At 69.3% G+C, this 11,901-nt stretch carries 10 protein-coding genes; 5 read left to right on the top strand and 5 right to left on the bottom strand.

All coding sequences use genetic code 11. The annotated features are described in order from the left end of the window. The 3 genes from FK219_RS02115 to FK219_RS02105 form a co-directional block, all read right to left on the bottom strand. Positions 1-405, bottom strand: a 405-nt coding sequence (locus FK219_RS02115) for a biotin/lipoyl-containing protein (protein ID WP_328821569.1), incomplete at its 3' end; no start/stop codon positions are given. 56 nt (positions 406-461) lie between these two features. Continuing rightward, positions 462-1,835, bottom strand: a complete 1,374-nt coding sequence (gene lpdA / locus FK219_RS02110) for a dihydrolipoyl dehydrogenase (RefSeq protein WP_152582962.1) — start codon at positions 1,833-1,835, stop codon at positions 462-464. A gap of 110 nt (positions 1,836-1,945) precedes the next feature. After that, positions 1,946-3,442 (bottom strand): leucyl aminopeptidase, encoded by a 1,497-nt coding sequence (locus tag FK219_RS02105; RefSeq protein WP_152582940.1) that lies wholly within the window; start codon positions 3,440-3,442, stop codon positions 1,946-1,948. Positions 3,443-3,555: 113 nt separating this feature from the next. Here FK219_RS02105 and FK219_RS02100 point away from each other — a divergent pair, with 113 nt between their 5' ends. The 4 genes from FK219_RS02100 (at position 3,556) to FK219_RS02085 (ending at position 8,242) form a co-directional block, all read left to right on the top strand. Next, on the top strand, positions 3,556-4,482 hold the full coding sequence (locus FK219_RS02100; protein WP_152582939.1) for a proteasome assembly chaperone family protein: 927 nt from the start codon (positions 3,556-3,558) through the stop codon (positions 4,480-4,482). 49 nt (positions 4,483-4,531) lie between these two features. After that, a complete protein-coding gene (locus FK219_RS02095; RefSeq protein WP_152582938.1) occupies positions 4,532-5,857 on the top strand; it encodes an MFS transporter in 1,326 nt (441 codons plus the stop codon). Positions 5,858-6,012: 155 nt separating this feature from the next. Then, complete coding sequence (locus tag FK219_RS02090; RefSeq protein WP_152582937.1) at positions 6,013-7,515, top strand: RNA polymerase sigma factor; 1,503 nt, start codon at positions 6,013-6,015, stop codon at positions 7,513-7,515. A gap of 13 nt (positions 7,516-7,528) precedes the next feature. Continuing rightward, the gene (locus FK219_RS02085; RefSeq protein WP_152582936.1) at positions 7,529-8,242 is read left to right on the top strand and encodes a coenzyme F420-0:L-glutamate ligase; all 714 of its coding nucleotides are present in this window, start codon (positions 7,529-7,531) and stop codon (positions 8,240-8,242) included. Between the two features lie 12 nt (positions 8,243-8,254). Here the strand turns inward: FK219_RS02085 and FK219_RS02080 are convergent, their stop codons facing one another. Together FK219_RS02080 and FK219_RS02075 are read right to left on the bottom strand one after the other, a co-directional pair. Continuing rightward, positions 8,255-9,277 carry a sugar-transfer associated ATP-grasp domain-containing protein gene (locus FK219_RS02080; protein ID WP_328821568.1) on the bottom strand — a complete coding sequence of 341 codons (1,023 nt, stop codon included), beginning with the start codon at positions 9,275-9,277 and terminating at the stop codon, positions 8,255-8,257. After that, complete coding sequence (locus tag FK219_RS02075) at positions 9,278-9,505, bottom strand: DUF7455 domain-containing protein (protein ID WP_152582935.1); 228 nt, start codon at positions 9,503-9,505, stop codon at positions 9,278-9,280. 286 nt (positions 9,506-9,791) lie between these two features. Here FK219_RS02075 and FK219_RS02070 point away from each other — a divergent pair, with 286 nt between their 5' ends. Continuing rightward, entirely contained in the window at positions 9,792-11,873 is a 2,082-nt protein-coding gene (locus FK219_RS02070; protein WP_152582934.1) for a DNA gyrase/topoisomerase IV subunit B, read from the top strand. The last annotated feature ends 28 nt before the right edge of the window (positions 11,874-11,901 follow it).

Genomic DNA, 11,901 nt, shown 5'->3' with positions numbered 1-11,901 from the left:
CGGCTCCGCGGGTGCGCTGGGCTCCGCGGGTGCGCTGGGCTCGGCCGGCGCGCTGGGCTCGGCCGGCGCGCTGGGCTCGGCCGGCGCGCTGGGCTCCGCCGGGGCGGAGGGCTCCGCGGGAGCGGATGCGGCGGGCGCCGACTCGGCGGGAGCGGAGCCGCCCCCCTCGCCGTCACCGATGCGCACGAGCGCCGTGCCGACCTCGACGGTCTCATCCTCGGCGACGAGGATCTCTTCGACCACGCCCGCGATGGGGGACGGGATCTCGGTGTCGACCTTGTCGGTCGAGACCTCGAGCAGGGGCTCGTCGACCTCGACGCGGTCTCCCACATTCTTCAACCATCGGGTGACCGTGCCCTCGGTGACGCTCTCGCCGAGCGCCGGGAGGTTGACGGATTCGCTCATCAGTAGTTGCTCCTTCGAAGCCTTGAGTGTCTCTAGCCTAGTGACCGGTCTGCGGATCAGGCGCTGTGCAGCGGCTTGCCCGCGAGGGCGAGGAACGCCTCGCCGAGGGCCTCGTTCTGCGTGGGGTGCGCGTGCAGCAGCGGCGCAATGTCTTCGGGGTACGCGTCCCAGTTGACGATGAGCTGCGCCTCGCCGATCTGCTCGCCCACGCGGGCGCCGATCATGTGCACGCCGACGACGGGGCCGTCCTTGACGCGGATGACCTTGATGATGCCCGAGGTCTCGAGAATGTGGCTCTTGCCGTTCCCGGCCAGGTTGTAGTCGTAGCTCGCGATGGCGTCGTCCCCGTGCACCTCCTTGGCCTTCGCCTCGGTGAGGCCGACGGAGGCGACCTCGGGCTCGCTGTACGTGACCTTGGGCACGGTGACGTCGTCGATCACGACGGGCCCCAGCCCTGCGAGCTCCTCCGCCACGAAGATGCCGTGCTGGAAGCCGCGGTGCGCGAGCTGCAGCCCCGGAACGATGTCGCCGACCGCGTACAGGCCCGGGATGCTCGTCTCGAGTCGCTCGTTGGTGAGCACGAAGCCGCGATCCATCTCGACGCCGACCTCCTCGAAGCCGAGGCCTGCCGTCGAGGGGCCGCGACCGACGGCCACGAGCAGGATGTCTGCCTCGATCGTCGTGCCGTCGTCGAGGGTCACGACGACGCCGTTGTCATCCTGCGTCACACCCTGGAATCGCTTGCCGAGCGTGAACTCGATGCCGCGCTTGCGGTAGGCGCGCTCGAAGAGCTTGGAGATCGCCTCGTCCTCCATCGGCACGAGGTGCGGCAGCGCCTCGATGATGTGCACCTCGGCGCCGAACGAGCGCCACACGCTCGAGAACTCGACACCGATGACGCCGCCGCCGAGGACGGCGACCTTCTTCGGCACGTGGTCGAGCTGCAGGGCCTGCTCGGAGGTGATGACGCGCCCGCCGATCTCGAGGCCGGGCAGCGTGCGGGAGTAGGAGCCGGTCGCGAGGATGACGTTCTTGCCCGTGATCGTGTCGTCGCCGACCTGCACCGTGGTGGGGGAGGTCAGTCGACCCTCGCCCTCGATGGTCGTGATGCCGCGCGCCTTGATCAGGCCCTGGAGGCCCCTGTGCTTGCTCGACACGATCGATTCGCGGTACTTCGTGACGCCCGGAATGTCGATGCCCTCGAGGGTGGCCTTCACGCCGAATGTCTCCGAGTCTCGCGCCGCGTCGGCAATCTCGGCCGCGTGCAGCAGCGCCTTGGTCGGAATGCATCCGACGTGCAGGCACGTGCCGCCCACCTTGTTCTTCTCGATGAGGCCGACGCTCATGCCGAGCTGGCTGGCGCGCAGCGCGGCGGCGTAGCCTCCGCTTCCGGCTCCGAGGACGACAAGGTCAAAATTCTGGTCCGACACCGGCAGGTACTCCCTCAATGATCAGGATTCTCGTGCGGGGGCCGACGAAAGAGTGTCGAGCGCCGGCCCGAGGCTGCGGGCGCAACTGTCGCGCCCGGGTGTCGAGCCTACTACTTGGCGGCGTAGGACTCTGCGAGCGCGATCAGCAGACGCACGGCTACGCCCGACGGCCCCTTGGGCGTGTAGCCGTAGGCGCCGGAGCCGTTGTTGGCGGCGCCCGCGATGTCGAGGTGGGCCCACGGGATGACCGGCGCACCCTCCTCGTCACTCGCGCGACCGACGAACTCGCGCAGGAACACCCCCGCCAGGAGCATGCCCGCGGCCGTGTTGCCCGGTTTCGCGTTGGCGATGTCGGCAACCTCGGTCGCGAGGAGCGGCCGCAGCTCCGTCGGCAGCGGCATGGGCCAGACGAGCTCGCCCGTCGCGCTCGCGGCGCGCTGGACGCGCTCGATGAGCGTGTCGTCACCCATGACTCCCGCGTAGCGCTCCCCGAGGGCGACACGGGCGGCGCCCGTGAGCGTCGCGACGTCGATGATGGCGTCGGGGTGCTCCTCGCTCGCGCGCACGATGCCGTCAGCGAGCACGAGACGACCCTCCGCATCGGTGTTGAGCACCTCGACGGTCTTGCCTCCCCGCATCGTGAGCACGTCGTTCGGGCGGATCGCCGTCGACGACGGAAGGTTCTCGGCGAGGCACAGCCAGGCAGTCATGCGCAGGGGCACGCCGAGGCGTGCGGCGGCGATGATCGTGGCGAGCACCGTCGCGGCCCCCGTCATGTCGTACTTCATGCCCACCATCGAGGCGGCCGGCTTGAGCGACAGTCCGCCCGAGTCGAAGGTGATGCCCTTGCCGACGAGGGCGAGGTGCGGGGCATCCTCACCGGCGCGATAGCGCACCGCGAGCAGTCTCGGGGGCCGGGACGAGCCCTGCCCGACGCCGAGGATGCCGCCGTAGCCCCCCTCGCGCAGCTCGTCGACGCCCCATTCCTCGAGCTCGAGGTCGAGACCGGCGGTGAGCTCACGGGCGCGCTCCACGAAGCTCGCCGGGTAGAGGTCGTTCGGCGGCTGGTTGACGAGATCACGCACGATCGTCACGGCCTCCGAGGTGATGGCGGCGCGCTCGGCGGCCTCGTGCGCTCCCGGAACGCTCGTGACGACCGTGACCTCGGTGAGGGCCGACGCGAGGGGCGCCGCCGTTCGGGCGACGTACTTGTATCCGCCGAGAGCAGCACCCTCGAGCACCGCCTGGGCGTCGTCGAGGGTCTCGGTGGGCAGGGCGAACGCGAGACGGGCGGCATCGCTCGCGGCGCGCGCGGCCGAGCCGGCGGCGGACCGCAGAGAGTCGGCGGTGGCGGCGGTGGTGCCGAGCCCGACGAGCAGCACGCTGCGGGCCGAGACACCCTCCGGAGAGGCGAGGCGCTGTGTCGTGTCCACGGCACCCGTGACTCCGACCGCGGTCAGATCCTCCGTGCTCAGAGTCGCATCGCCGAGGGGCGACTCGCCCGCGAGGCGGGGGCCGTCGGCGGTGGCGTGCACCCCCACCACGAGCACGTCGGCGTCGAGGTCGGCGGGGGAGAGGTCGGTCGTGGAGAGCGTGGGGGAGGGCATCCGGCCATGGTATCGACGCCGCCGGGCCTCGCCTGGACGCGGCGGACGGGGTGTTCGCTCAGGGCGCTCGCCCCTGGTGCCGGGCGTTCAGGGCGCCGCCCTACCATGGAGGCATGCGATCGCCGGACGAGCTCTACACCGTCATCCTGCGGGAGGACGAGGTGCCTGCCGGGCTGCCACTTGTCGTGGGGCTCACCGGCTTCGCGGACGCCGGCGGTGCCGTGGGTCAAGTCTCCGAGTACCTCGTCGACGAGCTGAGTCATCGGGACGTCGTCGTGTTCGACAACGACGAGCTACTCGACTATCGCGCCAGGCGCCCCGTGCTGTTCTTCGACGAGACCCGGCTGACCGAGTTTCGCAAGCCCTCGCTCGCCCTGCGGCTGGCACAGGACGATGTCGGCTCGCCCTTCCTCCTCCTCACCGGCTACGAGCCCGACTTCCAGTGGGAGCGGTTCACGCAGGCGGTCGAGCAGCTCATCGCGCGCTACGGGATCGCGTCGACGACCTGGGTGCACGCGATCCCCATGCCCGTGCCGCACACCCGGCCCATCGGCGTGACGGTCAGCGGCAATCGGGAGGATCTCATCGAGACCCTCTCGGTGTGGCGCCCGCGCACGCAGGTGCCCGGCAACGCCCTGCACCTGCTCGAGTACCGGCTCACCGAGAGCGACCACCCGCTCGCCGGGTTCGTCCTCCTCGTGCCGCACTACCTGGCTGACACCGAGTTCCCCTCGGCAGCGGTGACGGCGCTCGAGAGCATCACGGCCGCCACCGGCCTTCTCTTCCCGACCGATCAGCTGCGGGAGGACGGGCGCGAGTTCCTCGCCAAGATCGAGGGGCAGGTGGAGGGCAACGCCGAGCTCGCGCGCATGGTCGGCACGCTCGAGGAGCGCCACGACAGCTACATGGAGGACAACCCGCTGCGGTCGCCGCTCATGGACGAGGACGGCGAACTGCCGACCGCCGACTCCATCGCGGCCGAGCTCGAGAAGTTCCTCGCATTCCGTCGCGGCAGCGACGACGACCGCAGCGACCGCTGACGCGCTCGCGCCGAACGAGGGCATGATTCGCCGACCCTAGGCTGTCGGTGTGGATTCCCGCCGCGCGATCGTCGTCCTCGCCATCGCGTGCGTCGCCTACGTCGTCGCGATCCTCCAGCGCACCTCCCTGGGGGTCGTGGGCGTCGACGCCACGACCCGGTTCTCGATCGACGCGACCGCCCTCTCCTCTCTCGCCGTCCTACAGCTCGGTGTCTACGCATCCCTCCAGATTCCGGTCGGCGTGCTCATCGATCGTTTCGGCCCGCGTGTGCTCATCGCGGCGGGGGCTCTGTCGATGGCGCTCGGGCAAGCCGCAGTGGGGCTCGCCAGCGAGCTGGGGGTAGCGATCGTCGGCCGCGTGCTCGTCGGTGCCGGCGATGCGATGACCTTCCTCTCTGTGCTCCGCCTGCTCGGCGCCTGGTTCTCACCGCGCCGGCTCCCACAGCTGCAGCAGTGGGTCGGAACCCTCGGGCAGTCGGGCCAGTTGCTCTCGGCCATCCCCTTCGCAGGTCTCCTCGGGGTCGCCGGCTGGACCACCGCCTTCCTCTCGGTGGCCTCGCTCTCGCTCCTCGCCTGCCTGCTCGTGGTCGCGGCGGTGCGCGACGCGCCGACCGACCATGTGGACGAACGCGCGCTCACACTGCGCATCGCGCTCGCCCGTCTCAAGGAGGCCCTGCGCAGGCCGGGCACACGGTTGGGCTTCTGGGCGCATGCGGTCACACAGTCGTCGCCCACGATGTTCGTGCTCCTGTGGGGTTACCCGTTCCTCTCGGTCGGGCTCGGCTACAGCCGCGAACTCACCGGCGCGCTTCTGGGTCTCATCGTCGTCGCGGGGGCCCTTACGGGGCCCGTGATCGGACTGCTCTCGGCGCGATACCCGTTGCGCCGGTCGAGCATCGTGCTCGGCATCGTCACCATCACCGCGATCGCCTGGGCGGCGCTGCTGCTGCCGGGCGACCCGCCGTCTCTGCCCGCGGTCGTCGTCTTCCTCACGATTCTTGCCGTGGGGGGCCCCGGCTCGCTGATCGGCTTCGACTTCGCGCGCACCTTCAATCCTTCGGCGAGTCACGGCGCCGCCACGGGCTTCGTGAACGTCGGAGGGTTCGTGACGACCGTCGTGCTCGTGCTCGTGGTCGGGCTCGCCCTCGACGCCGTGAGCGGCGGCACGACCCCGGCCGAGCTGTACGCCTGGCAGAACTGGCGCGTCGCGTTCGCCCTGCAGTGCCCGGTCATCGGGCTCGCCGTCGTGGGACTGATCGTGGCGCGGCGACGGACGCGGCGCAGGCTCGTCGAAGAGGAGGGAATCGCGGTCGCCCCGCTGTGGACGGCACTCGTCGCGAACTGGCGCCGGCGTCGCGGCCACGGGCGCGGCTGAGCGCCCGGTGGTCGGGTCGGGCCCCGGCGCGTGCAATAATGAGTCCTCACGACCCAGTCGGTCGACGAATCATCCAGAAGCCCTGAGCTTCTCGAGCAGTTCGCGACTTGACATGGGTCGTTGTACTGCCCGGAGAACGCGGAAAGAAGGGGCCCATGGCTACCCGAACAACCACCACGCCCGCGAAGAAGAAGGCCGCCTCGTCGTCTGACGACGCGAAGACGACGACCACCGCGACGAAGGCTGCCGCCACGAAGGCGCCTGCGAAGAAGGCACCGGCCCAGAAGGCACCGGCCCAGAAGACTGCCGCTCCCTCGAGCACCGCCACGAAGTCGACCGCGACGAAGACCTCTGCCACGAAGACCTCTGCTAAGAAGCCCCAGGCCAAGTCCACCGCGAGCAAGTCCACTGCGAGCAAGACGCCCACGACCAAGACCGCATCCGCGGCCGCCGAGAAGCCTGCCGCGTCGAAGGCGGCCGGCACGTCGACCACCAAGCCTTCGCGCGCCAAGAAGGCGTCGTCGGCCGCGGGCTCCTCGGCGAGCTCGGATGACGACGAGGATGAGACATCGACGGCTGTCGTGACAGACGCCACGGATGCTCCCGAGAGCGCGGAGGACGCCGACGACGGCGCGGACGACGACGGCGACAAGGCCGCCGCGGGTCCCCTGCCGACCGGCGCGATCGTGCTTAGCAACACGGAGGACGACGAGGTGCCGGTCTACTCGACGACCATCACAGGTGCCACCGCAGACCCCGTCAAGGACTACCTCAAGCAGATCGGCAAGGTTCCCCTCCTCAACGCTGCAGAGGAGGTCGAGCTCGCGATGCGCATCGAGGCCGGTCTCTTCGCCGAGGAGAAGCTCTCCTCCATGACGGAGAAGGAGAAGCGGACGACGGCGGGGCGCGACCTCGCCTGGGTCGCGCGGGACGGCCAGCGGGCCAAGAACCACCTGCTGGGCGCCAACCTCCGCCTCGTCGTCTCCCTCGCCAAGCGCTACACCGGCCGCGGCATGCAGTTCCTGGATCTCATCCAGGAGGGCAACCTGGGCCTCATCCGCGCCGTCGAGAAGTTCGACTACACCAAGGGCTTCAAGTTCTCGACCTATGCGACGTGGTGGATCCGCCAGGCGATCACGCGCGCGATGGCCGACCAGGCACGCACTATCCGCATCCCCGTCCACATGGTCGAGGTCATCAACAAGCTCGCGCGGGTTCAGCGCCAGATGCTGCAGGATCTCGGCCGGGAACCCACCCCGGAGGAGTTGAGCCGAGAGCTCGACATGACTCCCGAGAAGGTCATCGAGGTGCAGAAGTACGGCCGCGAGCCGATCTCGCTGCACACACCGCTCGGTGAGGATGGCGACAGCGAGTTCGGTGACCTCATCGAGGACACCGAGGCGGTCGTGCCGGCCGACGCCGTGGGTTTCACCATGCTGCAGAAGCAGCTCGAGAGCCTCCTCGACTCCCTCTCGGAGCGCGAGGCCGGAGTCATCCGCATGCGCTTCGGGCTCGGCGACGGCATGCCGAAGACGCTCGACCAGATAGGGGATACCTTCGGCGTGACGCGCGAGCGCATTCGCCAGATAGAGTCCAAGACCATGGCGAAGCTGCGCCACCCCTCGCGCTCGCAGGCTCTGCGCGACTACCTCGAATAGGAAGCTCCACTCCATGTCAGGGGAACCCAACGAGGGCAAGGCGCTCGACGTCGACGTCGCCGGGCAGCGCGTGCGGCGCATCCCGATCAAGACGCACGTCGTGACGACGGAGGACGACATCATCGATGTCGTCACGCGCTATGCGAGCCCGGTGATCGAGCCGGGCGACCTTCTCTTCGTCACCGAGAAGATTGTGGCCATCTCGCAGGGTCGTTCCTATGCAGTCGACGCCATCGAGGCGCGCCCCCTTGCTCGGTGGCTCTCGCGCCGCGTGACGAAGACCTCGCACGGCATCGGCCTCGGTATCCCCGAGACCATGGAGATGGCCCTGCGCGAGTGCGGCACGCCGCGCATCGTCTTCGCCGCTGGCGTCGCCGCCATCACGAAGGCCGTCGGTCGGCGGGGAGACTTCTACCGCATCGCGGGGCCCAAGGCGCGCGGCATCGACGGCCCCACCTCGGGCACGATCCCTCCCTACAACACGCAGGTCGTGCTCGTGCCGGAGAAGCCCCGCCAGGTCGCCCGCGACCTGCAGGCGGCGCTCGCGAGCGTCGCGGCGGTGGATGTCGCCGTCGTCGACATCAACGACTTCGGCGGCAACATTCTCGGATCGACCCTCGACATGGCAGGGGAGCGGCGTCTCGTGAGCATCCTCGCCGACAACCCCCTGGGTCAGGGGCACCAGAGCACGCCCCTCGGCGTCGTCCGTCTCGTCGAGGCCGAGTAGCAGCGCGTCGGCCTAGAAGCCGATCGCCTCGCGGTACACCGGCAGCAGGCCCGTGCGCACGCCTGTCGCAGTCGGCTTGAGTTGGAAGACGCCCGTGTTGTAGTTGCCCTCCACGACGACGGGCCCCTCCGGCGTGATCGCGATGTCCCAGCCGACGTAGGGGATCTCCGGCACCTCGCGCGCGAGGGAGTCGGCAAGCCGCCCGACAGCCTCCCACTGGGGAACCTGGAAGCCGAGGATCGAGGCCCCCGTGAGGGGATGCACGCTGAAGACCCCGCCGAACTCGTCGAACGCGGGGTGCCGGGCGACGCCCTCGTCGTCGAGGATCGTGTACATGCCGCCGCCGCTGAAGTTGTCGACGTCGCCGCCGTTGCCCATCTTGAGCACCCGCACGAGAGTGCGCACCTCGTCGCCGTCGCGGAAGGTCACGATCCGCAGCGTGTTGACGCTCGTGGGGCAGAGCCGGGCCATCTCAGGGTCCTGCGTCAGGAACTCCTCGAGGAGGAACTGACGCCGCTCGAGGCGTGCTCGGCGAAACTCCGCGGGGTCGGAGAGGGCGGCAGCCGACTCGAAGGACTCCACGCCATCGCCGCCCAGGCTGTCGGGAACCTTCGCCATGACGCGGTCGTGAGATCGGAGGAACGCCTCGAGCGCGTCATCGCTCGCCGTTCGCAGGTCGAGCCACGCCCGGCCGATGTAGTCGGCGAAGCGGGCGTTGAAGAGCGACTTGTCGCTGAACTGCCGTCGGTGTTCGACCGCGTTGAGCTTCTGCGCGAGGTGGTTCGACTTCGGGTGCGTCATGAACGTGCGCCGCTCGCGCCGGTTCAGCGCGTGGAAGTCCCAGTCGAAGTAGTCCTGGAAGGCCGCCTCGTGCCGAACCGCGCACCACAGCATGTCGAGCGCGATGATCGGACGAGCGCGCCCTGTACTGCGGGAGAGTTGTTCCGAGAGTGTCGCGAGCTTGCTGGATCGCACCGCCCGCGCCCTCGCCGCCAGGTAGCGCGCACGGCGCGCCATCCCGAGGGATGCCGCCACTCAGGCGTCGTTCTCGTCGTGCAGCCGGCTCGACTCGTCGTGCCAGGCCAGGGCGGAGCCGACGAGCTTCTCCTTGAAGCGCGAGGCGTGGTGAGCGCAGAACAGCAGCTCTCCCGTCGCCAGGGTCACGCGCACGTACGCCTGCGCCCCGCAGCTATCGCAGCGGTCGAGCCCCGTCAGGGGTGCGGTCGACGCGAGGTTCGGGCTCTCGGTGGTGATCTGCGTCATGGTGTGCCTCGTGCCTTCCCTCATCAAGTCGAGTCGTTTCTCATCGGATCGCTCGGTTGCTCGGACGATCCTCGAGTCGGTCGATGCTCCATTGCACCACACGCATGCCTGCACCTCGTGACAATGCGCTCCCATTTCGCTGAACGCGAAGACGCAAGGGGTCGGGCGTGCGCTCGAGCGGTGTGGCGACGGGCCCGCCCAGGGTGTGCCGAATAGGCTGACGGCGGTCGCGGCAGTCCTGCTCGACCGACCGTGTTTCCAGCAACGATCTCGCGAGGCGCTATCCGTGGCCAGTTCCGACTACTCCGCTCGTCATCTCTCCGTGCTCGAGGGCCTCGAAGCGGTCCGCAAGCGCCCGGGCATGTACATCGGCTCCACCGACTCCCGCGGTCTCATGCACTGCCTGTGGGAGATCATCGACAACTCGGTCGACGAGGCGCTCGGCGGCCACGGGTCGACGATCGACCTCGTGCTGCACCCTGACGGCAGCGTGGAGGTGCGCGACAAGGCGCGCGGCATCCCCGTCGACATCGAGCCGCGCACGGGGCTGAGCGGCGTCGAGGTCGTCTTCACCAAGCTGCACGCCGGCGGCAAGTTCGGCGGGGGATCGTACGCCGCATCCGGTGGCCTGCACGGGGTGGGTGCCTCCGTCGTCAACGCGCTCTCGGAGCGGCTCGACGTCGAGGTCGATCGTGACGGCAAGACGTGGGCGATGTCGTTCCACCGCGGCGAGCCGGGCGTGTTCGACGACGGGCCGGATGGGCCGCGCCCCGACGCCCCGTTCAGCCCCTTCGTCTCCGGCAGCGAGCTGCGCGTGGCGGGCAAGGTCGCGAAGAGCGTGACCGGCACGCGCATCCGCTACTGGGCCGACCCGCAGATCTTCACGAAGGGCGCCGACTTCCTGACCGAGGAGCTCATGTCGCGCGTGCGGCAGACGGCGTTCCTCGTGCCCGGCATCACGCTCACCGTGCGCGACGAGCGCCCGGAGGAGCCGGTCACCGAGTCCTTCCACTTCTCGGGAGGCATCAGCGAGTACGCCGACTACCTCGCTCCGGATGCTGCGCTCACCGACACCTGGCGCATCACCGGCAGCGGCACCTTCACCGAGACGGTGCCCGTGCTCGACTCGATGGGGCACATGACGCCGACCGAGCTCGAGCGCGAGTGCGTCGTCGACATCGCGTTGCGCTGGGGTACGGGCTACGACACGACCTTCCGCAGCTTCGTCAACATCATCGCGACGCCCAAGGGCGGCAGCCACCAGCTCGGCTTCGAGCAGGGCCTGCTGAAGTTCCTGCGGGCCGAGGTCGAGAAGAACGCGCGCCGCCTCAAGGCGGGCAACGACAAGCTCGAGAAGGACGACATCCTCGCCGGCCTGACGGCGGTTCTCACCGTCCGGATTCCCGAACCGCAGTTCGAGGGTCAGACCAAGGAGGTGCTCGGCACTCCCGCTGCGCGCGCGATCGTTGCGAAGGTCGTCACCGAGTCGCTCGCGGAGCGCTTCCGCTCGAGCAAGCGAGACGACAAGGCCCAGACGGGCCTCGTGCTCGAGAAGGTCGTCTCCGAGATGAAGAGCCGCATCTCGGCTCGAGCGCACAAGGAGACCCAGCGTCGCAAGAACGCGCTCGAGAACTCGTCGCTGCCGGCGAAGCTCGTCGACTGCCGCTCGAGCGACGTCGAGCAGAGCGAGCTGTTCATCGTTGAGGGCGACAGCGCGCTCGGTACTGCGAAGCTCGGTCGCGACAGCGAGTTCCAGGCGCTGCTGCCGATTCGCGGCAAGATCCTCAACGTGCAGAAGGCCTCGGTGAGTGACATGCTCTCCAACGCCGAGTGCGCGTCGATCATCCAGGTCATCGGCGCGGGATCGGGCCGCACCTTCGACCTCGCCTCGGCGCGCTACGGCAAAGTCATCATCATGGCCGACGCCGACGTCGACGGCGCCCACATCCGCACCCTCCTGCTCACGCTCTTCTTCCGCTACATGCGGCCCATGATCGACGAGGGGCGGGTCTTCTCGGCCGTGCCCCCGCTGCACCGCGTCGTCGTCATGAACCCCGGCTCCAAGCCGAATGAGACGGTCTACACCTACAGCGAGAAGGAGCTCGACGGCGTGCTCGCGGCTCTCAAGAAGGCCGGCAAGCGCTACCAGGATCCGATCCAGCGCTACAAGGGCCTCGGCGAGATGGATGCCGATCAGCTCGCCGACACGACCATGAGCCGGGCCCACCGCACACTGCGCCGCGTGCGCGTGACCGACGCCGAGGCGGCCTCGCGCATGTTCGAGCTGCTCATGGGCAACGAGGTGGCCCCGCGCAAGGACTTCATCATCGCCGGGCAGGGTCTCGACCGCGACCGCATCGACGTCTAACCGCGAGTACCCGCGGCGCGCTCGGCCC

The sequence above is a fragment of the Microcella pacifica genome (assembly GCF_009371975.2).
GTDB classification, from domain to species: Bacteria; Actinomycetota; Actinomycetes; order Actinomycetales; family Microbacteriaceae; genus Microcella; species Microcella pacifica.
The sequence above is the reverse complement of the archived record's forward strand: the minus strand, read 5'-3'. Positions and strand labels throughout refer to the sequence as shown.